Genomic DNA, 22,760 nt, shown 5'->3' with positions numbered 1-22,760 from the left:
GGCACAAAAAGAAGGGGGCCAGGGCCCCCTCAAGTCTGCTCGATATGTTGCGCTTGGGTCACGTATTGAGCAGAGCCCCTTAGCGATTGACCATGCGATAGCCATGATTGTTCAGGCAGCGTGGCTTGTAAGCCGTGCGGTTTTTATGGCCATTCCAAAATGTGACTTTGCAGGCCTGCGGCAGCGAGCGTGTGTGGTTGTAATTGCGTTTCAAGCAGCCACGCGCCACCAGATTTCGACCATTTCGGAAGTTGGGGAAGTACTTCACGCATTGTGCGGGCAGATCATAGCGACCAAAGCGCGGCGGCAGCGGACGCGGCTGCGGGCCTGGGGTTGGACGATGTGGCCGGGTCACCACCTCCCGCGAGTGGCGGCGATCCCGGGTGTTATGGTTATGCAGCGCCGCGCCAAGGATCCCCAGAACGGCCAGTCCTGCCACCACCTTGCCAAAGTCCTCCCCGGCTTGTGCGGGCCCAGAGGAGGCACCTGTGATGGCCAGTGCTGCGGCCAGAATGATAGCAATGAATTTACGGTGCTGTTTGGGTTGGGTGCTCTGGGTCATCGGATCGTTTCCTCTTCATGTTCTGTCTGGTGACGCCGCCTGGAGAGGCAGCAGACCCGCGCTTGTTCAGTGATATAGGCGGGCTCAAAATCTGTGCCCTCACAATCCGCCAACAGCGCTCAGACAGGCAATAACAGCGCATTGATATCGAATAACCATCGGCCCAAATGGCTGTTGTTATTGAATTTCACCCGGGTTTCAGCGCAGGGTGAAGTTATGAAACACATCCTTGCCATACCGCTGATATGCGCCGCCCTGCTGGCCGCCACGGCGCCTGCACAGGCCGCCGATTGCTATGCTGATTACAAGGCCAAGCAGAACAACCCGCTGAAATTGCATTACGGGGTGATCCAGATCCGGGGCGCCTGCAACAAGGCCGCCGCGCAGGGGGAAATTCAGTCCCGAATCGCCTCTTCCGGCTGGACCCTGCTCAATGTGATGTCCGTCTTTGGTCCCGAAGGCCTGCAACAAAGGAAGGCCAATGCCGGACCCTACTATCTCCGTTTCTGAGGCCCGCACCGCTGGCAGCCGTATCATCGCTATTGGCATCGCCCTGATCGCCGCCCTGTTGGCCATCGCCGGGACGGTGCTCTTGCTGGCGCTGCCAGATGCCAATGCCTTTAACGCGCGGGTCGAGCAGCTCTTTGTTGAAAACGACCTGACCACCCAGGCTGAAATCAAACTGCTGGAAATCCTGGCCCAATCCGGCACTGCCTTTGCCGATACCCTGGCCAGTTACCGGGTGGTGATCTTTGTGCTGCTGATCTTTGCCACCGCGATGATGATTGTTGCCCTGGTGGTTCTGGCCATGCTCTTGCTGCTCAATCGCCGAATGGCGCAGATTGAACGTGCCGGCATTCAGGTGACCGAGCTGTTGATCAGCCGCGAAGAACACACCGTCTATCTCAACAACATGGGCTTCAAACTCACCCCCGCCGCGATGGAGACACTCTCAGCTCTAGCCGAGGCGCGGATGGATGATGATGTGCTGTCTGGCGCTGAAATCGAAGCGGTGATTTCCGGTAAACACAGCAGCGATTGTGAAGAGGCCGCCGGTGCCACCCGCATCAAACGGCTGCGCGACACGCTGGGCAACCAGATGGTAAGCGAGCTATTGGTCAAAAACATCGCCAAACGGGGCTATGTGCTAGCGATCAGCAAGGACGTCATCCGCATGATCTGACAGGCGGTCCGCCTGTCAGACCCCACAGAATCTGGTCACTTCTGTGCGAGAAGGGGCGAATCCGGCAGCAAAACACATTCCCTGTGCACAGATGATCCTTCCAGCCACTGGATATTTGCCCCTGCAACCCCACATATAGGGCTGCCTCCCAAGGGGAGGTGCCCTGGGGAGTCTCTTGCGATCCTTAGGTCCCAGCACGCCCCTCGAACAGCGGGGGACAAGAGGATAGCCCCGATGAACGCACATGTTTCCGTCCCCCCCAACAGTGCCGGCCCACACAGCGGTGGTCCGCAAAATCGTGGCTATGGTATTCTGGTTGAACCCCTGCGCGGTGAGGTTCAGGTGCGACGCGGCGGCTGTCTCCTAGCCAAAACCACCCGCGCGCGGGTGATGTATGAAACCCGCCTGCAACCAACCATTTACATTCCGCGCGAAGATCTGGTGGTAGATTTGTCCAACAAAGTTGGGATGCAGACCTTCTGCCCCTTCAAGGGCACCGCCCAGTATCACGATCTCAAACTGGCAGAGGGCCGGGTCGACAATGCGGTCTGGATCTATGAAAATACCCTGCCCGAGGCCTCTCAGATCGAAGACCATGTGGGGTTTGTCGCTGACCCCTGCACTGAAATTGACCTTGGCACCAATCAGATTGCACCGCCCGAATATGGCAATATCTCCGGCCCTCTGATTGACTGGCTCCTTCGCGAGGCCGCCTTTCTGCCGACCCCGGCAGAGTTCACCAAGGCTTTTTCGGAAAAGCTGCTGGAACAGGGCGTCTATCTTTCACGGCTCTCGGTCCTGGCCTGGTCCCTGCATCCGCAAATCGCAGGCAAGAACTTCATCTGGCAAAAGGCCACAAATGAGGTAACCACCTACGCGCCCAGCTATGAAATCTACGAACACCCTGCCTATAATGCCAGTCCGCTGCGCCATGTTTCCAAGGGACTGGGCGGTGTGCGCCACCGCATCGACAGTGAAGACAGCGCTGATGCCTTCCCGATCCTCAGCGATCTGCGCGCTGCTGGTTCAACCGACTATGTCGCCATGCCGCTGCCCTTCTCGGATGGGCGGATCAATGTGCTCACCGTGGCCTCGGACCACCCGGACGGGTTTTCCACCGCCAATCTGGGGCTGATCTTTGAATGCTCTGCCGTTGTGGCTCGCTATTATGAGGTCTTCATGCAGCGCGAGAATGCTCAGTCGCTGTTGGAAACCTATGTGGGCAAGCGCACCGGTGAACGGGTATTGGGCGGCAAGATCCGTCGCGGCGAAGGCGATGAGATCGACGCTGCCATCATGTTCTGCGACCTGCGTGGCTCTACCCTGCTGGAAGAGCAGCTGGGACGGCGCGACTATATCAAGCTGCTGAACGCGTTTTTCGATACCGCCTCGACCATCGTGCATGATAACGGCGGCGAGGTGTTGAAGTTCATCGGGGATGCGGTTTTGGCGGTGTTCCCCGTTGGGGATGGAGCGGGGGAAGATGCCAATCAAGCCCGTGCACAGGCACTGAAATCCGCCCGCAGCATTGTTCCGGCCCTGGCTGAGGTCGCTGCTGACCACGATCTGCCCCAGCTCGAATGCGCCAGTGGCATTGCCTATGGCACCGTCACTTATGGCAATGTCGGCTCACGCGAACGGTTGGATTTCACCGTCATTGGCCAGGCCGCCAATATCGCCGCCCGTCTGGGCGACTATGGCAAGACCCTGGGCCATCAGATCGTGGTCAGCCGGAACTCGCTGCCCGGCAGCTGCAAGAGTGCGACACCTCTGGGGGCGCTCAGCCTGCATAATGTCAGCCAGCCGGTAGAGGCCTTTGCTGTCAGCCCCTTGACTGTTGCCCTTGAAAAGAAGCCGCTGGAGACCCCAAAGGGACCGCCACCCGCACCGGAGCCTGTTTCAAAGTAAACCGCGTCCAGGAGGAAGGCCAGGCAATAGGGGGCCTTGCCCCCTCGCGTCCAGGGACGCTCACCCCCAGGATATTTTTGGCCAAATGAAGGGGATGGCCGGTGCTATTTAGCCCTTTGGTCTATGAAGGAGCCCTGGTGGCCAGATCACGCTGTGCCGCATCGCCCATGGAGATCAGCAGTGGTGCCTCGGATTGGCGCGCCTTAAATGCCGCCTTGTCTGCCATGCCCCGCCAGTCCTGATGCACCAGGGATTGCGCCACGGCGCCGCCCAGCGTGGTGCCCGGTCCGGTGACGATGAACAGATCCGGGGCAAACTCCTGCGCCGCCACCTGCACCGCACGGGTGAAGTCATAGGGCTCCACCACCTGATGGCCGAGGGTGTAGTCCCAGAGCGCCATCAGATCGGTTGATCCCGGCTGCCAGATAGCGCCGCGCCCATCCACCAGCGGCACTGCAGGCTGTCTCGGCATTGCGCCATTCAGGTGCTTGCGCCCCTCAGCAGCCACCGGTGCCTGCAGGGCGGTATGGAACCCCGCGTGGTTGGCCAGCCGCATCGGGAACCGCCCGTCGATCTGCGGCACGGCCTCCTCAAAGGCAGCCAGCCCTGGCTCATCCCCGGCCAGAACCAACATGCCGCCAAGATCAATCGACAGGGCCAGCACATGGCCTGCGCGGGCATTGATCTGATCTACCAGCGCCAGCAGGGCGGCTTTACGCGCCGGATCCGGCCGCCAGTCATCTCCGGTAAAGGGATAGACCAGCTGCCCACCAATCAGATGCTGCTGCATCAGGCTGCCCATGGTATTGACCAGATCAAACCCATGTTGCGGCGACAGCGCCCCGGCTGCAGCCAGCGCGATGTACCAGCCCATGGAATTGCCGGTAACCGCGACCACCTCGATGTCATCTGCCAGCGACTGCGCATCCGCCAGAGCGCTGGCATAGATCAGCGGAGAGGCAATATCACCGCGCGAGTATTTTGCGACCGAGAATCGGGTAGCCCCATCCAGGGCGGTGACTTCTTCCTGTCCCTGGGCCACCCGCGCTGCATCAAAACCCGCAAACAGGCTGGCCTTGTCAGCGTGGTGGCGGTGCAGATAGCCCAGCTCAGGCTTGTTATAGGTGCCCCGACCGGGACAGATCAAAACGGCGGTGCGGGTCATGCGCGCTCTCCTACCAGGTCAAGGGCTGCGGCCAGGATGCTCTCCTTGGAGGGCAGGGTTGCCGCATAGGCTGGGCCGGTTGCAATAAAGCAGTCCCCGGCTGCAATGCGTGCTGTGGGGATATCACTGGCCTCTGCAAAGAGCGCCATCAGCCCCTCAGACTGGCTGCCGGTGGTGCGGCATTCATCCACGATGAGCACATGTTTGCAGCCCTTGGTGGCGGCAATCAACGCCTCGGCCGGCAGTGGTGCCAACCAGCGCAGGTCAATGATGCGGGTCTTGATGCCTTTTGCCTCCAGATCTGCCTGCGCCTGAGACGACAGATACCGCCCATTGCCATAGGTGACGATGGCCAGATCCGTGCCGGTCCCGTGCTGACCAACCTCTCCCAAAGCGATGCTCTGGTCCGGGGTGGGATAGTGACGCATCCAACCGCCATCCTTGGCCGCATGCAGATCCCGCATCGGATAGAGCGCGATGGGTTCGACAAAGACCACCACACGTTGCTCTTCGCGTGCCAGGCGGACCGCTTCGCGCATCATCATCGCGGCCTCTGCCCCATCCGAGGGACAGGCGATAATGATCCCGGGAATATCGCGCAGCACCGCTAACGAGTTGTCATTGTGGAAATGACCGCCAAAGCCCTTTTGATAGCCCAGCCCTGCGATGCGCAGCACCATTGGGTTGCTGAATTGCCCGTTGGAGAAGAACGGCAGGGTTGCCGCCTCACCACGCAGCTGATCCTCGGCATTGTGCAGATAGGCGAGGAACTGGATTTCCGGCATCGGCACAAATCCGTTATGGCCCATGCCGATGGCCAACCCCAGGATCGATTGCTCATCCAGCAGGGTGTCGATCATCCGGTCGGGACCAAAGCGCTGATGCAGCTTTTGGGTGACGCCGTAGACCCCGCCTTTGCGGCCCACATCCTCGCCCATCATGACGATCTCGCCATGCTCCAGCATCAGGTCGGTCAGCGCCCAGTTGACCAGGCGCGACATCGGCTGTGGGTCCGTCATGGCGCGCATATCACTGCCAAAGACCTCGGCCCGCGCCGCCTCGCTGGGACCATTGCTGGCAGCACAGGCGCGCACTGGGGGGACTAGGCTGGCGGCAACATCCGCACCGGATTTCAGATGCGGGCGTGTCACCACCTCGGCGCGGATACGTTCAACGCGGGCGCAGGTCTCGTTATAGATCTTCAGCGCGTCATCGCGTGACAACGCCCCGGCCTGTTCCAACAAGCGCACCGAATGCAGCAGCGGATCATTGGCCTCGTCCGCTTCAACCTCGGATTTTGGCAGATAGGTGGTGGGCACATCCGCTCCGGCATGGCCGTAAAGGCGCACGGTACGCAGATGCAGGAAGGCGGGTTTCTTGCGAAGGCGCACATAGTCTGCCGCCTCTTGCGCCACCGCATGGGCGGCAAAGATATCCAGCCCATCGGCTTTGAAATACTTGATACCGGGGCGCGCCCGCATCGAGGTCTCAATCCAGCCCTGCGGGGTTTTGGTTGAGATGCCGATGCCATTGTCTTCGCAGACAAAGAGCAGCGGCAGCGGTGTCGACTGCACCGAGGTCCAACCCGCGGTGTTGATGGCCCCCTGCGCGGTGGAATGATTGGCCGAGGCGTCGCCAAAGGAGCACATCACGATGCTGTCGTCTCGCATCACCTGATGCTCGGGCGCATGGCGCCTGGCGGCACCGATGGAATAGGCGGCACCCACTGCCTTGGGCAGGTGGCTGGCGATGGTCGAGGTCTGCGGCGGGATCATCAGTGCCCTGGAGCCCAGCACCTTATGCCGCCCACCGGAGGTTGGATCTTCGCTGGAGCAGGCAAAGGACAAGAGCATATCCCAGGCGATGCGTTGGCCCGGCACCTGATCGGCGCGCGAAATCTGAAAAGCCGCATCGCGGTAATGCAAAAAGGCCATATCATCGGGGCGCAGGGCCCGGGCCACCGCCGCCATGCCCTCATGCCCGGATGACCCAATGGTATAGAACCCCTGCCCGGCCTTCTGCATGGCCCGGCTGGTGATATCCAACGCCCGGCTCAGCACCTGGGCCCGGTAGATGCCCACCGCCTGCTCTGGCGACAGCCCCGCCTGCGGTGGCATCCCCTGCGGCAACGCCCCGCTGGCAACCCGATCCAGGAAGTTCTGATGCACGATCTGAGCGCGGTCCATTGGCAATCCCTTTGCTGTTGTGACCTCCGTTATCGGGCAGAACAGCCATGAATTCCAATGAGTTTAGCAGCCCGACTCATGCGGTTTTGACATGAGTCGGGCCAAAACTCCCCTAAATCTTGGCGTGCCAGTCTTGGATCGCTTGGCCGATGTCATCCGGGGAATCCTCCTGAATGAAATGCGCGCCTTTGACTGTGACCTCATCGAGATTGGGAAAGCTGCGCACATAGTCCCGCACAGGCCCGACGATCAGCGCGCCGGGCTCTGCGTTGACAAACAGCTTGGGCACCGGAGTTTCGCGCAGCCAGGCAGAATAGGCGCTGACAATTTCGACCACATCAGCCGGATCGCCGCCAATCGGGATTTGCCGTGGCCAGGTCAGGGTGGGGCGGCGGTCTTCGCCTGCATTGGCAAAGGGGCGACGATACTCGGCCATCTCTTCCTCGCTCAGATCCCGCAGGATAGAGCCCGGCAGGATTGCCTCCACAAAGAGGTTCTTTTGCAGCACCATCTCCTCACCGGCCTCGGACCGAAGACCCTGGAACATGGCCCGTGGTGCCTCGGGGAAGCTCTCCCAGCCCGGTACCGGCGCCACGATTCCCTCCATAAAGGCGATGCCACGCACCGCATCGGGATTCATATGCGCCCAGTGAAAGCCCAAACCAGATCCCCAATCATGAAGGACCAGTGTTACATTGCTGGTGACCCCCAGCTGTTCCAGCAGGGCAAAGAGATATTTGCGGTGCTCAACATAGGTGTAGCGATCCGGGCCACTCTCGCTGAGCTTCTCCGAATCCCCCATGCCAATCAGATCCGGCGCAATCAGGCGGCCCCGTCCTGCCAGATAGGGCATGATGTTACGCCACAGATAGGAGGAGGTCGGATTGCCATGCAAAAACACTATGGGGTCGCCTTCGCCCTCCTCAATATAGGCCATCTGTTTGCCATGCACGGTGGCGAATTTCTTTTTGTCCCGAAAGCGCGTAGTCATGTCTCATCCTCTCGATCTTGAGATCCGGTTGAGAAAACGATAGTGGAACGATCATTCCAAAACAAGGACCAAAATGCCCCGCCCCAAGTCTTCCTCCCGCACTGAGCTTGTTGATAGCGCTCTTAACACCTTTTGGAAAAAGGGGTTTCACGTGGTTTCCATGGGAGACCTGGTGCGTGAAACAGGGGTAAGCCGCAGCAGTCTCTATAGTGATTTCCCCAGCAAGGAGGCCTTGTTTCACGCCTGCCTCGACCGATATCAGGAAAAGGTCGTAACCCCGGCTTTTGGCCCGGTCGAACAGGAGGGCGCCGGGCTGGCTGAAATCCGGACCTACCTGGAAAACCTGTTGGGCCGCGCAGAGACCTCAACCGCCCCCTATGCGGGCTGTCTGGTGCTCAACACCCTGGCCCAGATCACGCCACAAGAGGGTGAAACGCTGGAACGGCTCAAGGCCCATGGCAAACGCCTGCACAAAGGCCTGTATCAGGCGCTGTCGCATGAGAATCAAAAGCACCAACGCCTGGATGAGGCCCAAATTGATGCGCTGGCCCGGTTCACCCTGATCTCTGTCCAGGGGCTTTGGGCACAATCACGCGGCAGCAAGGACAGCGCGCCGCTGCGCCAGTATTGCGAAACTTTGCTGGCGCTGCTTGCCAATCGCCTGGGCGTTGATGAGGCCGGCATCCATGACTGAACACTCCATGGTCTCAACCCTGCCCAACGGCCCGTTTCGCTTTATCGCATTGGATGTTGAAACCGCCAGCCGCGACAGTGCCAGCATCTGTCAGATCGGCATTGCCTGCGTACAAAGCGACAACCATATCCAAACCTTCACCACCTATGTGAACCCCGAACAGAGCTTTGCCTCCTTCAATACCGAACTGCACGGCATCGACGCAGAAACCGTTGCCGACGCTCCAAGCTTTCCCGAAGCCTGGGCGCTGTTGAAACCCCTGTTGCAACTGCACCATCTGGTCCAGCACAGCAGCTTTGACAGCAGGGCCCTCACCGCCGCCTGCCGCGCCTACCGCATGCCCAATGCCGATCTGAGCTGGAGCGACAGCGTCAAAATTGCCCGCAAGGCCTGGCCGGAGTTCAAGGGCAATGGCGGTCATGGATTGGCCAATCTGAAGCAGGAACTGGGGCTATCCTTTCACCACCACGACGCCGGCGAGGATGCCCGCGCCGCGGCCCAGGTGGTCTTGATGGCTGAAACCAGGCTGGGACAGAGTTTTGACCTGATCAGCGGCACCACTCGAAAGTCACAGTTCAGCCTGCCACTTGATAGGACCTAGGCCTCATCGGGAGCCATTACCTTCCCAAGCAAAGTGCCAAAAACCCAATGGAGATTTTACGCCCGCGCTTGCGGGCAACACAGTGAATCTGCGTGGCTATGCCCAATGGAGATTCGCTCAACAAAGCCCAAACCCTACAAAATCCGGTGCTGAAAAAGAGAAAGCCTCAGGCGTTTCCGCCTAAGGCTTTGATAAAGTGGTGAGCCGTGATGGGTTCGAACCATCGACCTACTGATTAAAAGTCAGTTGCTCTACCAGCTGAGCTAACGGCCCACTTTATTTGCGCGGTCTAAGTGATTTTCCCAAGAAGATCAAGCACTTAATTTGCTATCGATTGGCTCGTCCGTATCGTCCTTGCCGTCTCGATTGGCGGCTGTCTACGGTTAGGACGGGAAAGGGTCAAGCCCTTTTTTGAACTTTATGCGTCACAGGCTGGATTCATTTTCACCGCAGGTCTATATGGCCAATATGAGCAAGCTTTCAGAACCCCATTTCCCCTTCATGAAGATGCATGGGCTTGGCAATGACTTTGTTGTTGTCGATGCGCGTAGGCAAAAACTGGAGATCACCCCGGCCCTGGCCAAGGGAATCGCCCATCGTCAGTTTGGCGTGGGCTTTGATCAGCTTGCCTTGATTGAACAGGGCGCTGGGGATGCGCATCTGACCTTTTACAATGCCGATGGCTCCACCTCGGCGGCCTGTGGCAATGCCACCCGTTGCATTGCCCGCCATCTGATGGAGGAAGGCGGCAAGACGGAGCTGCATCTCACCACTGATCGTGGTGACCTCTTTGCCCGTGACGCCGGGGATGGCCTCACCTCGGTCAATTTGGGTCAGCCGCAGCTCCACTGGGATGAAATCCCCCTGGCAGAAGACATGGACACGCTGGAACTGCCGATCAAAGACGCTCCTACAGCCACCGGCATGGGTAATCCCCATTGCACCTTCTTTGTCGAAGACGCCGAACAAATCCCGCTGGACGAATTTGGCCCCCGCTATGAGCATCACCCGCTCTATCCCGAGCGTACCAATGTACAAGTGGCCCATCTGGTTGGCCCCGATCACATCCGCATGCGAGTCTGGGAGCGCGGTGTTGGCATCACCTTGGCCTCTGGCTCCTCCTCCTGCGCCACAGCCGTCGCTGCCGCCCGCCGGGGGCTCACAGGGCGTCAGGTGCAGATCGATCTGGATGGCGGCACCCTGTGGATCGACTGGCGTGAGGATGGCGTCTGGATGACTGGCCCCACAATGCATGTCTTCTCCGGCACGTTTACCGCCGCCTTTCTCGAAAGTCTCTGAGCCATGTCCGCGCCCAAATTCACCACCCTCGGTTGCCGTCTCAACGCCTATGAGACCGAGGCGATGAAAGAGCTCTCGCAGGCTGCTGGTCTGGAGGATCTGGTGGTGGTGAACACCTGTGCGGTCACCGCGGAGGCGGTGCGCAAATCCCGTCAGGAAATCCGCCGGTTGCGCCGCGATAATCCGCAGGCCCGCATTGTGGTCACCGGCTGCGCCGCCCAGACCGAACCGGAAACCTTTGCCCAGATGGCAGAGGTTGATACCGTCATTGGCAATACCGAAAAGATGCAGCCAGAAACCTGGAACGGCATGGCGGCCAATTTCATCGGTGAGACCGAAAAGGTGCAGGTCGACGACATCATGTCAGTGACCGAGACCGCCGGCCATCTGATCGACGGTTTTGGCACCCGTAGCCGCGCCTATGTACAGGTACAAAACGGCTGCGATCACCGCTGCACCTTTTGCATCATCCCCTATGGCCGCGGCAATTCCCGCTCTGTGCCGGCCGGCGTGGTGGTCGATCAGATCAAGCGGCTGGTCGACAAGGGCTACAACGAGGTGGTGCTCACGGGCGTTGATCTCACTTCCTGGGGCGCCGATCTGCCAGCCACGCCCAAACTTGGCGATCTGGTGATGCGGATCCTCAAATTGGTGCCGGACCTGCCGCGCCTGCGAATTTCCTCAATCGATTCGATCGAGGTGGATGAGAACCTGATGCAGGCCATCGCCACCGAACCCCGCCTGATGCCGCATCTGCATCTGTCGTTGCAACATGGCGACGATATGATCCTCAAACGCATGGCCCGGCGCCACCTGCGCGATGATGCCATCCGCTTCTGCGAAGAGGCGCTCAAACTGCGCCCCGAAATGACCTTTGGCGCCGATATCATCGCCGGCTTCCCCACTGAAACCGAGGCGCATTTTGAAAACTCGCTGAAACTGGTGAACGAGTGCCAGCTCACCTGGCTTCATGTCTTCCCCTATTCCAAACGGACCGGCACCCCGGCGGCTAAAATCCCCAAACAGGTCAATGGCAATGTGATCAAAGCCCGCGCCGCCCGTCTGCGCGCAGCGGGTGAAGCCCGGGTGCAGTCCCATCTGGCAGTACAGATCGGCAAGACCCATCAGGTGCTGATGGAAAACCCGCATATGGGCCGAACCGAACAGTTCACCGAAGTGCGTTTTGCCACGCCACAACAGGAAGGCCAGATCGTCACCGCGATGATCCTCGGCCAGGACGGCAGTCAACTCACCGCCTGACAGCCAGCTCTCTTCATTTGGCCAAAAATATCCCGGGGTGAATGCGCGCCTGGCGCGCAGAGGGGCAGCGCCCCACTGTCCGAACTCCTCCGAAAAATGGCCCCCGCAAGTCTCCTCGCAGGGGCCATTTTCTATCTGCTAAATCAGCCTATCAGGCGGATTTGCGACCCTTATGCGGGGCCCAGAGCTGTTTGTTGGTCAGATAAAGCAGAACCGACAAAACAGTCAGGATCAGAACTCCGACAAAACCAACTTTCTTGCGGTCCATCATCTTGGGCTCAGCGGTCCACATCAGGAAGGCCGCAACATCCTGCGACATCGCCTTGACGCTGTTGTCATGGCCATCGGCAAATTCAACCTGCTCATCCGACAGCGGGGGCGCCATCGAAATCCAACCACCTGGGAAGGCGGTGTTTTCATAAAACAGGGTGCCTGCTTCTTCCTTTTCCTCACCGGTATAACCGTCCAGCAAAGAGGCGATGTATTCCGCGCCACCGATGCCCTTGAACAGCTGGTTCATACCAGAGCCATAGGGGCCGTGGAAACCGGCACGCGCCTTTGCCATCAGGCTCAGGTCGGGTGCGCCAGCAGCCGTGTTGGCAGGGAAGTGATCCACCGGCTTGGCAGGAACATCCTCGTCCAGGTCGGCGTCATAGACGGTGAAGTTCTCAGCCGCATAGGCCCGAACCTGATCGGCGGGCAGCGCAGGGCCACCCTCGTCAGCCAGGGTGCGCAGAGGTACAAACTTCAGCCCGTGACAGGCCGCGCAGACTTCGGTGTAGATCTGCAGGCCGCGCTGCAGCTGGTTTTGATCATAGGCGCCGAATGGTCCCTCAAACGAGAACTGGAAGTCCTCGACGTGGCCGCTACCGCCTGCTGCATTGGATGCAGCAGGGATAAGGGCCAGAGCGAAGGCGGCACCGATTGCGAGTGTCTTCAACATTGGTAGCTGTCCTTCTCTCTTACTCGGCAGGCGTGGCTGCGTCGGATTTCTCGCCGTAGTGAGCGTCGAAATCTTCTTCGATTGTAGCAGGCTCTGCCAGGGGCTTCTCGATGACACCCAGAATGGGCAGGATGACCAGGAAGTAGCCAAACCAATAGGCCGATGCGATCAGCGAGAACGATGCATAGGGCTCTTCCGCCGGCATCGCGCCCAGCCACATCAGGGCAAAGAAGTCAAAGACCAGGAGGTAGAACCACCACTTGAACATCGGACGGTAGCGACCGGAACGCACCCGCGAGGTGTCGAGCCAGGGCACCAGCGCCATGACGGCAATCGCGCCAAACATCGCCAGAACACCAAAGAACTTGGCGTCGATGATGCCACCGGTCACGAAGGAGGCAATCTGCACAACCCAGACCTCGGAGGTGAAGGCCCGCAGGATCGCGTAGAAGGGCAGGAAGTACCATTCAGGAACGATATGCGCAGGGGTCACCAGCGGATTGGCTTCGAGATAGTTATCGGGGTGACCCAGATAGTTTGGCATAAAGCCAACGATCGCCCAGAAGATCACCAGAACCACGGCCAGGCCGAGGAAATCCTTGATCACGAAGTAGGGCCAGAACGGCAGGGTGTCTTTTTCGGCTTCTTCTTTAGAGCCCTTGCGCACATCAACACCGGTTGGGTTGTTGTTGCCTGTGGTGTGGAAAGCCCAGATATGGACCACAACCAGCGCCGCGATGACAAATGGCAGCAGATAGTGCAGCGAGAAGAAACGGTTCAGCGTGGCGTTATCCACCGCAGGTCCGCCCAAGAGGAAGGTCTGCAGCGCTTCACCAACAAAGGGAATGGCGCCAAACAGGCCGGTGATCACGGTCGCACCCCAGAAGGACATCTGACCCCAGGGCAGAACGTAGCCCATGAAACCGGTTGCCATCATCAAGAGGTAGATGATCATGCCGATGATCCAGGTGATCTCACGTGGGGCCTTGTAGGAGCCGTAGAAGAGACCACGGAAAATGTGGATGTAAACGGCCACAAAGAACAGCGAAGCGCCGTTTGCGTGAATGTAGCGCAGCATATAGCCGCCATTCACGTCGCGCATGATGTGTTCAACAGAGGCAAAGGCCAGGTCAACATGCGGGGTGTAGTGCATCACCAGGACGATGCCGGTGACAATTTGCAGCACCAGGCAGAAAGCCAGAACGATGCCCCAGATCCACCACCAGTTCAGGTTCTTGGGGGTGGGGATCATGATGGTGTCATATACCAGACCGACGATGGGCAGGCGGCTATGCAGCCATTTCTCTGCGCCAGTCTTTGGTTCGTAATGATCGTGCGGAATGCCAGACATTGCGTACCTCCTTATCCCAGTTTGATGGTGTTGGCGTCGGTGAAGGACGCGACAGGCACATGCAGGTTCTCAGGCGCGGGGCCTTTACGGATCCGGCCAGCGGTGTCGTAGTGCGACCCGTGACAGGGGCAGAACCAACCGTTGAATTCGCCGGCACCATCGCCAAGCGGAACACAGCCGAGGTGGGTACAGACACCCATCATCACCAGCCATTCGCCATTCTCATCCATGGCGCGGTTCGCATCCGCGGCATCGGTGCCAGGCTTGTTGGGGTTTTCCGAAGTGGTATCGATCAGGCCTGCAACATCAACTGCACGGGCTTCGTCGATCTCTGCCTGAGTACGACGGCGGATGAACACGGGTTTCCCCAAGAACATCACACTAATCTGCGTTCCAACTTCTACACCGCTGATATCCACGAGAATCGAGGACAAAGCTTTGACGTCAGCCGAGGGGTTCATCTGATTGACCAGGGGCCATATGGCGGCTCCCGCGGTCACTGCCCCGGCGCCGGCAGTGGCGTAGTAGAGGAAATCTCTCCGGGTTCCTTCGTGGTCTTCTGCGTGGGACACGAGGTTTTCTCCATTTCCAGCGCCCGTTTAGGGCAAACATGCGCATGCACCACGATAAACGCGGTGACTCATGGCGGGTCATAGCCGGGTGAGGCGCTTTCGTCCAGCGGTCAAAGGCGCACATGGCACTCCAGTTTCAAGTTTCTTTGAATGGGCGCTCTGAAAACCACAGCCCAGCGCGGCTCACCCCAGATTTCTAAAGGAAAACTTAACCCTCAGGCGGCCGAGTCGCCTGCATCGCGGGGCGCGATTCGAAAGTCTTGAACCAATCCGCCAGAGCCTCGTTACCGGTCCGCCAACCCGCATCTGGATGCCTGAAATCCACATAGGCCAGCGCGCAGCCCACGGCGATCTGGCCCATGTCCAGGGGACCTTGCAGGTGACTCATCCAGCGCGCATTCAGCGCCGAACAGGCCCCCAGAACCTTACCCAGTTGCGCCTTGATCCACTCCGGGGACTGTTTCTCTTCGGGGCGCAGACGCATTTCATAGGTCATGAGAACCGCTGCCTCCATGATGCCATCGGCAGTGGCCTCCAGCACTTTGCTGTCCCAGCCCCCGGCATAGAGCCCGGCTCCAGCGCGTTCATTGAGGTAGGCGCAGATCACCCGGCTATCATACAAGGCCGAACCATCGCCGCGTTCCAGCGCCGGGATCTTGGCCAGGGGGTTGCTGGCCTGCACATCAGCGCTGGGGTCATAGGGCGTGGTTGCGACATTGTGTAGCTCCACGCTGTCCAGCGTTTCGGTCTCATGCAGCAGGACCATCACCTTGCGCACAAAAGGGGAAGTTGGGGCATAATGCAGTTTCATCGCGCTCTCCTTGATCAGTTGGCGGCAGCCTAGTGGCTCTGCCCCAAATGGAAAGCCCAAGCCACGCCCCATTGCCACAACAAATTCTTATAGCGCGGCGTCACCCTATACTTGGGATCTTGCGCTCAGCATCACTTCTTGGCAGGGTCGCGCTGTTCTCAGGGCGGGGTGAAATTCCCCACCGGCGGTATGCGGGCTCATCCCCGTAAGCCCGCGAGCGGTCATCTTTTTGGCTTCACAGCTTGAACCGAAAACCGGTTCCCACTTTTCGGGCTGTGAACGCACATCAGATGATGTCTAGCAGATCTGGTGTGATTCCAGAGCCGACGGTCATAGTCCGGATGGAAGAGAACGTGCGACAGGATTGCTTTCGGCTGAGGCCGGTGCAGTCATGCCGTTCGTTATCGCCTTGGGTGACGTGTCAAACCTATAGGAGATACCAATGACACACACCCGCTATGCCTTTATCAAGGCCCAATGGCATGCCGATATCGTTGACCAGGCGCTGCTTGGTTTTACCCAGCTTATCCCCGCCGAACAGGTAGATGTCTTTGACGTGCCCGGTGCCTTTGAGATGCCGTTGATGGCACAGGATCTGGCAAAGACCGGCGCATATACCGCCATCGCCTGCGCTGCCTTTGTGGTAGATGGCGGCATCTACCGCCATGATTTTGTCGCCCAGTCCGTGGTGGATGGGCTGATGCGCGTCGGCCTGGATACCGGCGTTCCTGTGCTCTCTGTTTCCCTGACACCGCATCAGTACCAGGAAACCGATCATCACAATGCCATCTACCAGGCACATTTTGTCGACAAGGGCCGCGAGGCCGCCCAGGCAGCACTGATGATCGCCAAATCGCGTCAAAAACTGGCAGCTGTCGCTTAAACGCGCAAATCGCGGTGGGCCTGATCGCCCGCCGCCCTAACCCAGATAGGCCTTTAGCACCGGCGGCGGATTGTCCAGCAGTTCCGCCGTCGCCACAGGCGGATGCGCCTTGCCCTCGGCGACCAGAACCACCTGATCTGCAAGGCGGCGCGCGTCCTGTGGATCATGGCTGACCATCAGCACCGTCGCGCCCGTCTCGGCAGCGATTTCCGCCACCAGATCCAGCATCTCATCTTTCAGGGCCGGCCCAAGCGCCGCAAAGGGCTCATCCAGCAGCAGGATATCGCGCCGCTGCAACAGGACCCGCGCCAGGGCGACCCGGCTTTGCTGCCCCCCCGACAGTTCCGCCGGTTTACGCGCCGCCAGATCCCCCAACCCGACTCGGAGCAGTGCTTGCTGAACCTGTGCCTGCTCGTCCTGCGACAGACGCAGATTGGCGCGCAGCCCCAGTCCCGCGTTCTGCGCCACGGTAAGATGGGGGAACAGGTTGCCATCCTGAAACAGCATCGCCACCGGACGCTGCCCCGGTGCCAGACCCGTCAGATCCTCCCCCTGCCAAAAAATGCGCCCCTGGCGCAGCGGCAAAAACCCGGCAATCGCCTCAATCAGGGTGGATTTCCCCGCCCCCGAAGGGCCAATAATGGCAAGCTTGGCCCCGGCAGGAATCTCCAGATCAGCCCGCAAAACGAAGCCGCCGTTCTCTATTTCACAGCTCTCAAGCCTCAGCATGCCAACGACCTCCGCGATCCAGAATCCAAAATGCGCCCATCGACAGGATCAACAGCAACAGCGCCGCCCCCGCTGCCGCCTCCATCTGGTAGGCTCCCATCAGGCGGTAGACCTGTAAGGGCAAAGTCGCCACTTCCGGGTCGGCAAACAGGGTAATGACGCCAAGATCTCCCATCGACAGAGCCGCCCCCAGCCCTGCGGCAAAGCCGATTTGCGCCCGCATCCGCGGCAGGAACACCCGCCACAAAAACGGCATCCCCGCCATATTCAGCGAGAGCGACAAGCGCCCATAGCGCATCATCACCTCACGGGCACGCGGCACCAGAATGCGCAGGGCAAAGGGCAGCGCCATCACCGCATTGACCAGCGCCGTCACCGGCAACGCCAATGAAAACGGATCAACAAAGGGGTAGATCACGATGAACAACCCGGTACCGATCACCAGGGGCGAGGCCGCTAATCCCAGAATACCTGCGACCTCGATCAATGCGCTCCGCCCCATAGCCACGGCTGCGGCCATGGGCAGCGCCAGAAGCAGCAGCAACAGGGTGCTGAGGCCAGCAACCAGAACCGAGGTCAGCGCCGCCATCCAGACAGATGCTTTTAACAGAAACAGGCCGGAAATTCCCGACACAACAACCGCCGACAGAGGCAGAATCAAAAACAGGGCCGCAAGCGTAATCCAAGCGACATCCAAACAGCGCGCCAGCGGGGCCTCGCCGTCCCAGCGCCGCAGCGCCCGGTCCAACCCAGCGCCAACACCATCACCGTCAGAGACCCGAAGTGCCACAAAACCGGCAATCCCGGTCAGCCCCAACTGCACCGCCGACAACAGTGCTGCCCGCCCCAGATCAAAATCAAACCGAAAGGCCTGATAGATGGCCAGCTCAATCGTGGTGGCACGTGGCCCGCCCCCCAGCGTCAGCGCCACCGCAAAGCTGGACAAACAAATGGCAAAGACCACCGCCAGAGCGCCGGGCACCACGCGCCGCAACATGGGCGCTTCCAGCAGTTGCCACATGGCACCGGGGCCTGCCTTCAACTGCGCCGCCAGACGGAAACGTTCTGTCGGGATTTCCTGCCAGCCCTGCAGAATCAACCGGGTTGCCAGTGGCAGATTGAAAAACACATGCGCCAGCACCACGCCGTGCAGCCCATAGATCTGCAAGGGCTCCAGCCCAAGACCCATCAAGATCTGACTGATCCAGCCCGCCCGGCCAAACACCGTCAGCAAGCCCAGAATCGCCACAATCACCGGCAGGATAAACGGCGCCCCCAGGAACGCGATTAGCGCGGTGCGCGCCCAAAACCGTCGCCGCGCCAGGGCCCGCGCCAGACCGATTGCCAGTCCAACGCTCAAAACAGCAGAAAGTACCGCCTGTGTGAGGGTAAAGCGCAGCGCCGCCCAGTCACTACCTCCAAAGCCACGACCGGCCTCGGCCCGCAGCGCCACCGCGGCCAGCGTCCCGAGTATCAGCGCGGCCACAATCAGGGCCGCGCCAGCGCCGGGAAGCGCGCTTATTGGCTGAGCGCGTCGAGCCATTCGTCCAATGCACCATCCCGCACAGCCGCTGCTTCGTCCGCTGACAACAGCAATGACTTGGCAGGGGTGATCATGGTCTCAAACCCCTCGGGCAGACCACCCGCAGGAGTGACGGATGGATACATCCAATTGGTGGTTGGAATAATCGACTGGAACGCGTCAGAGACCATGAACTGCATGAAGTCCTGCGCCAGTTCCGGCTGATCGCTGCCTGCCAGAATGCCGGCAACCTCCACCTGCATGTAGTGACCTTCGTCGAAGGCCGCCGCCGCTTTGGAGCCATCTTCTTCCGCAATCAGGTGATAGGCCGGCGAAGTGGTATAAGAGAGTACCATATCGGCCTCCCCTTCCAGAAACAGACCGTAGGCCTCAGACCAGCCCTTGGTCACGGTGACCACATTATCCGCCAGCCCAGCCCAGATCGCCGGGGCTTCATCGCCATAGGCGGCCTTGACCCACATCAGCAGCCCCAAACCAGGAGTAGAGGAGCGCGGATCCTGAATGACAATCTTCATGTCACTGGCGCCCAGCGCCTTGAAATCCGCCGGCACAGCAGCATCCACATTGTGCACAAAGGCAAAATAGCCCCAATCATAGGGGGCAAAAGTGGCATCCTTCCAGGTCACGGGCAGGCTATAGTCGGCGGTCACACCATGTTCGGCAAACAGACCGGTTGCGGCCGCCGCCGCTGTCAGATTGGTATCCAAGCCCAACACGACATCCGCCTCCGAACGCGCGCCTTCCAGTTTGACCCGCGCCAGCAGTGCAGCCCCATCGCCAGCCCCAACCAGCTTCAGATCACAGCCACACTGGGCTTCAAATGCTTTTTCCACCGCTGGGCCAGGGCCCCAGTCAGACACAAAGCTGTCATAGGTATAGACAGTCAGCTCGGGCTTCTCGGCATAGGCCGCCGAGGCGCTCAGGACTGCTGCTGCAAAAACGGAATACTTCATGGCATCCTCCTTTGCGGCATCGGGCAAGGGTGGAGCATCTCCGAAACCTTCCCTCCGCCGGTTCAAGCCGGTTCAGGTTCTACGGGTTTGTTCTCAGCCAGGCCCTCCCTGGCACCCCGAGGTGCCCCTCTCCTAGGCCCCGGACCGTCCAAAGGCAAGCCAAAGTCACCTCTGGCTAGACGGCTCCGCCAAACTGGCCAGCAGGAACCCACCTTTTCATTTGGCCAAAATATCCCGGGGGAGCCGCCCCTGGGGCGGCGGGGGCAGCGCCCCATTCCCGGCCAGCAAGCAGGTATTGCAGTGCAATAGGCCTTGAGCCATGGCCTCAGCCTCGCTAAGCACATCTCGCAAAGGAGACCCGCCCCATGTCGATGAACAGCTTTGGCCATCTTTTCCGCGTCACCACCTGGGGTGAAAGCCACGGACCCGCGCTCGGTGCAACCGTGGACGGCTGCCCACCCAATGTTCCGCTGGATCCTGCGATGTTGCAGCAGTGGCTGGATCGGCGCCGCCCGGGCCAGAATAAAAACACCACCCAGCGCAACGAGCCCGATGCGGTCAAGATCCTGTCCGGTGTCTTTGAGGGCAAATCGACCGGCACGCCGATCCAGCTGATGATCGAAAACACCGACCAGCGCTCCAAGGATTATGGCGATATCGCCCAGACCTTCCGTCCCGGCCATGCCGACATCACCTATTTCCAGAAATACGGCAACCGCGACTATCGCGGTGGTGGCCGCTCTTCGGCGCGTGAAACCGCCGCCCGTGTCGCCGCAGGCGGGGTGGCGCGCGAAGCCATCAAGGCGCTGGTTCCGGGGTTGGAGATCACCGGCTACATGACACAGATGGGGGAGATGGAAATCGACCGCGCCCGCTTTGACTGGGAGGCCATCGGCCAGAATGATTTCTGGATCCCCGATGCCGGTGCAGTGCAGGATTGGGAAGACTACCTCCAGGCCCTGCGCAAAGCCCATGATTCTGTTGGCGCCGTGGTTGAAGTGGTCGCCCGCGGTGTTCCCGCCGGTATTGGCGCACCTGTTTATAACAAGCTCGACACCGATCTGGCTGCCGCGATGATGTCGATCAACGCCGTCAAGGCCGTGGAAATCGGCGAAGGCATGAATGCCGCCCGCCTCAAAGGGTCTGAAAACGCCGATGAGATCTTCATGGGCAACGATGGCCAACCGGTCTATTCCTCCAACCATGCCGGCGGCATCCTCGGGGGGATCTCCACAGGCCAGGATGTGGTGGTGCGCTTTGCCGTCAAGCCGACTTCCTCGATCCTGACCCCGCGCCAATCGATCCGCAAAGACGGCACCGCCGCCGAAGTCATCACTAAGGGCCGCCATGACCCCTGTGTTGGCATCCGCGCGGTGCCGGTGGCCGAGGCGATGATGGCCTGCGTGATCCTGGATCATCTGCTCTTGCATCGCGGCCAGATCGGCACCAACCAGGGCACCATCGGCGCATGACCTTGAAAGATTTGCAGGCGAAACTGCGCCGCATTGCCGAAGTGCAAATGGCGCAGGATCCAGCCCATGACATCGCCCATCTGGACCGGGTCTGGGCCAATGCTCATCGAATAGCCCTCGATGAAAACAAGGATGATCCAAACCGTGCCAGCCTGCGGGTGCTGATCGCGGGCGCCTATCTGCACGATCTGGTCAACCTGCCCAAAGACCACCCTGAGCGCGAGACCGCCTCAAAGCTCTCGGCAGAAAAAGCAGAGCCTATATTGGCGGATCTGGGCTATTCAGCAGATGAAATCACCGCCGCCCAGCACGTGATTGAGGCCCATAGTTTTTCGGCCGGGCTGCCTGCAAACAGCCTCGAGGCGCTGATCCTGCGCGATGCCGACCGGCTGGACGCACTGGGGGCCGTGGGTATTGCCCGGACATTCATGGTGGCAGGCACCATTGACCGTCCGCTGTGTGATGCGGATGACCCTTTTGCCGCCAACCGCCCCCTGGATGATCAGACCTGGTCGATTGATCACTGGCACCTGAAGCTGTTGAAGCTGCCCGGTGACATGGCCACAGATAAGGGCCACAAGATCGCCCGCAAACGCGCCCGGCTGATGTTGGCCTACCTGCGGCAACTGGCCAAGGAAATGGATACCGAGCTACCCGATCACTGGGCTGACCTGCTGAAATGATCGAAATCCTCGCCATTACCTTCCCCATCTATGCAGCCCTGGTGCTGGGTTATCTGGTGGTTTGGAAGGGTTGGTTCAGCGCAGGTGATATGCGCGTCCTTGGGCGCTATGTGCTCAACATTGCCCTGCCTGCACTGATTTTCTCTGCCGTGGCAGCGCGCAGCCCGGTGCAGGTATTTCAGCCCGGATATGTTCTGATCTATGCGCTTGGCGGGTTGGCAACGGTCGCAATCTCCTATGGGCTGTTTAGCCTGCGCGGCACCGATCCCAAGCGCCGCGCGCTGGGGGTGATGGGCTCTACCTGTCCCAACAATGCCTTTGTCGGCTATCCGATCATGCTGCTCGCCTTTCCCGATCAGGCCGGCATCATCCTGGCTCTGAACCTGCTGGTGGAGAATCTGTTGCTGGTCCCTGTCTGCCTGATCCTGGTCGAGCTCGCTGCCAATAGCGCAGATCAACCGATCTGGGCACGGCTGCGACGCATCCTGCTGGATCTGGCAAAAATGCCCATGTTGATTGGTCTGGCACTGGGGCTGGTGGTCTCGCTCATCGGTCTGCCGCTGCCCGGTCCCTTTATGCGATTTATTGACATGCTCGCACTCTCCGCCGGGGCAGTCTCGCTTTTGGTCATCGGTGGTTCTCTGGTGGGATTGCCGCTGCATGGCAATCGCTCGCTTGCGGCGCAGATCAGCGCCTCAAAACTACTGCTGCACCCGGCACTGGTGGCTCTGGCGGCTTCGATCCTGCTGGGGCTGGGGCTGATCACCCTGACACCGGAACTGCACAGTGCTGTGATCCTATCAGCGGCCATGCCAATGTTTGGCATCTACACGGTCCTGGCCCAGCGCCAGGGGCTGGAGGGCGCCGCCAGCCTGGCCATGCTCACCGGAACCAGCTGCGCCTTTGTCACGCTCACGGCCTTGCTCTGGCTGCTGGCCTGACTGGGAGGCCAGAGGTTTCGCCCGCCTCAG

22 protein-coding genes, 1 tRNA gene and 2 riboswitches are annotated in these 22,760 nt (G+C 60.0%); of the genes, 11 read left to right on the top strand and 12 right to left on the bottom strand.

Going from position 1 to position 22,760, the window contains the following annotated elements; all coding sequences use genetic code 11:
• Positions 1–79: 79 nt before the first annotated feature.
• Positions 80–562 carry a hypothetical protein gene (locus ED661_RS14275; RefSeq protein WP_122074575.1) on the bottom strand — a complete coding sequence of 161 codons (483 nt, stop codon included), beginning with the start codon at positions 560–562 and terminating at the stop codon, positions 80–82.
• 216 nt (positions 563–778) lie between these two features.
• Here ED661_RS14275 and ED661_RS14270 point away from each other — a divergent pair, with 216 nt between their 5' ends.
• From ED661_RS14270 to ED661_RS14260, 3 genes are all read left to right on the top strand, one after another.
• Positions 779–1,072, top strand: coding sequence for a hypothetical protein (locus ED661_RS14270; RefSeq protein WP_122074574.1), 294 nt, complete (start codon positions 779–781; stop codon positions 1,070–1,072).
• Positions 1,044–1,745: a hypothetical protein gene (locus tag ED661_RS14265; RefSeq protein ID WP_122074573.1), complete on the top strand. Its 702-nt coding sequence runs from the start codon at positions 1,044–1,046 to the stop codon at positions 1,743–1,745. The genes ED661_RS14270 and ED661_RS14265 overlap by 29 nt, the downstream gene beginning before the upstream one ends.
• 234 nt (positions 1,746–1,979) lie before the next feature.
• A complete protein-coding gene (locus ED661_RS14260) occupies positions 1,980–3,653 on the top strand; it encodes a DUF427 domain-containing protein (protein ID WP_122074572.1) in 1,674 nt (557 codons plus the stop codon).
• A 121-nt stretch (positions 3,654–3,774) separates the two neighbouring features.
• Here the strand turns inward: ED661_RS14260 and ED661_RS14255 are convergent, their stop codons facing one another.
• From ED661_RS14255 to ED661_RS14245, 3 genes are all read right to left on the bottom strand, one after another.
• Positions 3,775–4,818, bottom strand: coding sequence for an ACP S-malonyltransferase (locus ED661_RS14255; RefSeq protein ID WP_122074571.1), 1,044 nt, complete (start codon positions 4,816–4,818; stop codon positions 3,775–3,777).
• On the bottom strand, positions 4,815–7,004 hold the full coding sequence (locus ED661_RS14250) for a thiamine pyrophosphate-dependent enzyme (protein ID WP_122074570.1): 2,190 nt from the start codon (positions 7,002–7,004) through the stop codon (positions 4,815–4,817). Before ED661_RS14250 ends, ED661_RS14255 begins: the two co-directional genes overlap by 4 nt.
• 112 nt (positions 7,005–7,116) lie before the next feature.
• Entirely contained in the window at positions 7,117–7,995 is an 879-nt protein-coding gene (locus tag ED661_RS14245; RefSeq protein WP_122074569.1) for a haloalkane dehalogenase, read from the bottom strand.
• A gap of 73 nt (positions 7,996–8,068) precedes the next feature.
• Between ED661_RS14245 and ED661_RS14240 the strand changes: the two genes are divergently transcribed.
• Together ED661_RS14240 and ED661_RS14235 are read left to right on the top strand one after the other, a co-directional pair.
• Positions 8,069–8,689, top strand: a complete 621-nt coding sequence (locus ED661_RS14240; RefSeq protein ID WP_122074568.1) for a TetR/AcrR family transcriptional regulator — start codon at positions 8,069–8,071, stop codon at positions 8,687–8,689.
• Positions 8,682–9,290, top strand: a complete 609-nt coding sequence (locus ED661_RS14235) for a 3'-5' exonuclease (protein ID WP_122074567.1) — start codon at positions 8,682–8,684, stop codon at positions 9,288–9,290. Before ED661_RS14240 ends, ED661_RS14235 begins: the two co-directional genes overlap by 8 nt.
• Positions 9,291–9,487: 197 nt before the next feature.
• Here ED661_RS14235 and ED661_RS14230 read toward each other — a convergent pair.
• Positions 9,488–9,563, bottom strand: a tRNA-Lys gene (locus tag ED661_RS14230).
• Positions 9,564–9,758: 195 nt separating this feature from the next.
• Between ED661_RS14230 and dapF the strand changes: the two genes are divergently transcribed.
• Positions 9,759–10,589 (top strand): diaminopimelate epimerase, encoded by an 831-nt coding sequence (dapF, locus tag ED661_RS14225; protein WP_254054843.1) that lies wholly within the window; start codon positions 9,759–9,761, stop codon positions 10,587–10,589.
• A gap of 3 nt (positions 10,590–10,592) precedes the next feature.
• On the top strand, positions 10,593–11,849 hold the full coding sequence (gene mtaB / locus ED661_RS14220; protein WP_122074566.1) for a tRNA (N(6)-L-threonylcarbamoyladenosine(37)-C(2))-methylthiotransferase MtaB: 1,257 nt from the start codon (positions 10,593–10,595) through the stop codon (positions 11,847–11,849).
• 151 nt (positions 11,850–12,000) lie between these two features.
• Here mtaB and ED661_RS14215 read toward each other — a convergent pair whose 3' ends face one another.
• The 4 genes from ED661_RS14215 to ED661_RS14200 form a co-directional block, all read right to left on the bottom strand.
• A complete protein-coding gene (locus tag ED661_RS14215) occupies positions 12,001–12,792 on the bottom strand; it encodes a cytochrome c1 (RefSeq protein WP_122074565.1) in 792 nt (263 codons plus the stop codon).
• A gap of 19 nt (positions 12,793–12,811) precedes the next feature.
• Positions 12,812–14,143 (bottom strand): cytochrome b, encoded by a 1,332-nt coding sequence (petB, locus tag ED661_RS14210; protein WP_122074564.1) that lies wholly within the window; start codon positions 14,141–14,143, stop codon positions 12,812–12,814.
• Between the two features lie 11 nt (positions 14,144–14,154).
• The gene (gene petA / locus ED661_RS14205; protein ID WP_122074563.1) at positions 14,155–14,715 is read right to left on the bottom strand and encodes a ubiquinol-cytochrome c reductase iron-sulfur subunit; all 561 of its coding nucleotides are present in this window, start codon (positions 14,713–14,715) and stop codon (positions 14,155–14,157) included.
• A 208-nt stretch (positions 14,716–14,923) separates the two neighbouring features.
• On the bottom strand, positions 14,924–15,526 hold the full coding sequence (locus ED661_RS14200) for a glutathione S-transferase (RefSeq protein ID WP_122074562.1): 603 nt from the start codon (positions 15,524–15,526) through the stop codon (positions 14,924–14,926).
• Between the two features lie 150 nt (positions 15,527–15,676).
• Positions 15,677–15,883: riboswitch (FMN riboswitch) on the top strand.
• A gap of 85 nt (positions 15,884–15,968) precedes the next feature.
• Here ED661_RS14200 and ED661_RS14195 point away from each other — a divergent pair.
• Positions 15,969–16,409 carry a 6,7-dimethyl-8-ribityllumazine synthase gene (locus ED661_RS14195; RefSeq protein WP_122074561.1) on the top strand — a complete coding sequence of 147 codons (441 nt, stop codon included), beginning with the start codon at positions 15,969–15,971 and terminating at the stop codon, positions 16,407–16,409.
• A 36-nt stretch (positions 16,410–16,445) separates the two neighbouring features.
• Here ED661_RS14195 and ED661_RS14190 read toward each other — a convergent pair whose 3' ends face one another.
• The 3 genes from ED661_RS14190 to thiB are packed head-to-tail and all read right to left on the bottom strand — an operon-like array spanning position 16,446 to position 19,634.
• The gene (locus tag ED661_RS14190; RefSeq protein ID WP_122074672.1) at positions 16,446–17,138 is read right to left on the bottom strand and encodes an ATP-binding cassette domain-containing protein; all 693 of its coding nucleotides are present in this window, start codon (positions 17,136–17,138) and stop codon (positions 16,446–16,448) included.
• Entirely contained in the window at positions 17,125–18,681 is a 1,557-nt protein-coding gene (locus ED661_RS14185) for a thiamine/thiamine pyrophosphate ABC transporter permease ThiP (RefSeq protein WP_122074560.1), read from the bottom strand. Before ED661_RS14185 ends, ED661_RS14190 begins: the two co-directional genes overlap by 14 nt.
• Positions 18,657–19,634 carry a thiamine ABC transporter substrate binding subunit gene (gene thiB, locus ED661_RS14180; protein ID WP_122074671.1) on the bottom strand — a complete coding sequence of 326 codons (978 nt, stop codon included), beginning with the start codon at positions 19,632–19,634 and terminating at the stop codon, positions 18,657–18,659. The genes ED661_RS14185 and thiB overlap by 25 nt, the downstream gene beginning before the upstream one ends.
• 32 nt (positions 19,635–19,666) lie before the next feature.
• A riboswitch (TPP riboswitch) is annotated at positions 19,667–19,763 on the bottom strand.
• 236 nt (positions 19,764–19,999) lie between these two features.
• Between thiB and aroC the strand changes: the two genes are divergently transcribed.
• From aroC to ED661_RS14165, 3 genes are read left to right on the top strand one after another with little or no spacing between them, the layout of a single operon-like run.
• A complete protein-coding gene (gene aroC, locus ED661_RS14175; RefSeq protein WP_122074559.1) occupies positions 20,000–21,106 on the top strand; it encodes a chorismate synthase in 1,107 nt (368 codons plus the stop codon).
• On the top strand, positions 21,103–21,789 hold the full coding sequence (locus ED661_RS14170) for an HD domain-containing protein (RefSeq protein WP_122074558.1): 687 nt from the start codon (positions 21,103–21,105) through the stop codon (positions 21,787–21,789). Before aroC ends, ED661_RS14170 begins: the two co-directional genes overlap by 4 nt.
• Entirely contained in the window at positions 21,786–22,730 is a 945-nt protein-coding gene (locus ED661_RS14165) for an AEC family transporter (protein ID WP_122074557.1), read from the top strand. The genes ED661_RS14170 and ED661_RS14165 overlap by 4 nt, the downstream gene beginning before the upstream one ends.
• Positions 22,731–22,760: the final 30 nt, after the last annotated feature.

It is taken from the genome of Pseudophaeobacter sp. EL27 (assembly GCF_900313025.1).
Classification (GTDB): domain Bacteria; phylum Pseudomonadota; class Alphaproteobacteria; order Rhodobacterales; family Rhodobacteraceae; genus Pseudophaeobacter.
This window is presented reverse-complemented; position numbering and strand designations above follow the sequence as displayed.

Coding starts and splice junctions, on each gene's coding strand:
- ED661_RS14275 (WP_122074575.1), bottom strand. CDS start 562: ATGACCCAGAGCACCCAACCCAAACAGCACCGTAAATTCATTGCTATC.
- ED661_RS14270 (WP_122074574.1), top strand. CDS start 779: ATGAAACACATCCTTGCCATACCGCTGATATGCGCCGCCCTGCTGGCC.
- ED661_RS14265 (WP_122074573.1), top strand. CDS start 1,044: ATGCCGGACCCTACTATCTCCGTTTCTGAGGCCCGCACCGCTGGCAGC.
- ED661_RS14260 (WP_122074572.1), top strand. CDS start 1,980: ATGAACGCACATGTTTCCGTCCCCCCCAACAGTGCCGGCCCACACAGC.
- ED661_RS14255 (WP_122074571.1), bottom strand. CDS start 4,818: ATGACCCGCACCGCCGTTTTGATCTGTCCCGGTCGGGGCACCTATAAC.
- ED661_RS14250 (WP_122074570.1), bottom strand. CDS start 7,004: ATGGACCGCGCTCAGATCGTGCATCAGAACTTCCTGGATCGGGTTGCC.
- ED661_RS14245 (WP_122074569.1), bottom strand. CDS start 7,995: ATGACTACGCGCTTTCGGGACAAAAAGAAATTCGCCACCGTGCATGGC.
- ED661_RS14240 (WP_122074568.1), top strand. CDS start 8,069: ATGCCCCGCCCCAAGTCTTCCTCCCGCACTGAGCTTGTTGATAGCGCT.
- ED661_RS14235 (WP_122074567.1), top strand. CDS start 8,682: ATGACTGAACACTCCATGGTCTCAACCCTGCCCAACGGCCCGTTTCGC.
- dapF (WP_254054843.1), top strand. CDS start 9,759: ATGAGCAAGCTTTCAGAACCCCATTTCCCCTTCATGAAGATGCATGGG.
- mtaB (WP_122074566.1), top strand. CDS start 10,593: ATGTCCGCGCCCAAATTCACCACCCTCGGTTGCCGTCTCAACGCCTAT.
- ED661_RS14215 (WP_122074565.1), bottom strand. CDS start 12,792: ATGTTGAAGACACTCGCAATCGGTGCCGCCTTCGCTCTGGCCCTTATC.
- petB (WP_122074564.1), bottom strand. CDS start 14,143: ATGTCTGGCATTCCGCACGATCATTACGAACCAAAGACTGGCGCAGAG.
- ED661_RS14200 (WP_122074562.1), bottom strand. CDS start 15,526: ATGAAACTGCATTATGCCCCAACTTCCCCTTTTGTGCGCAAGGTGATG.
- ED661_RS14195 (WP_122074561.1), top strand. CDS start 15,969: ATGACACACACCCGCTATGCCTTTATCAAGGCCCAATGGCATGCCGAT.
- ED661_RS14190 (WP_122074672.1), bottom strand. CDS start 17,138: ATGCTGAGGCTTGAGAGCTGTGAAATAGAGAACGGCGGCTTCGTTTTG.
- ED661_RS14185 (WP_122074560.1), bottom strand. CDS start 18,681: ATGGCTCGACGCGCTCAGCCAATAAGCGCGCTTCCCGGCGCTGGCGCG.
- thiB (WP_122074671.1), bottom strand. CDS start 19,634: ATGAAGTATTCCGTTTTTGCAGCAGCAGTCCTGAGCGCCTCGGCGGCC.
- aroC (WP_122074559.1), top strand. CDS start 20,000: ATGTCGATGAACAGCTTTGGCCATCTTTTCCGCGTCACCACCTGGGGT.
- ED661_RS14170 (WP_122074558.1), top strand. CDS start 21,103: ATGACCTTGAAAGATTTGCAGGCGAAACTGCGCCGCATTGCCGAAGTG.
- ED661_RS14165 (WP_122074557.1), top strand. CDS start 21,786: ATGATCGAAATCCTCGCCATTACCTTCCCCATCTATGCAGCCCTGGTG.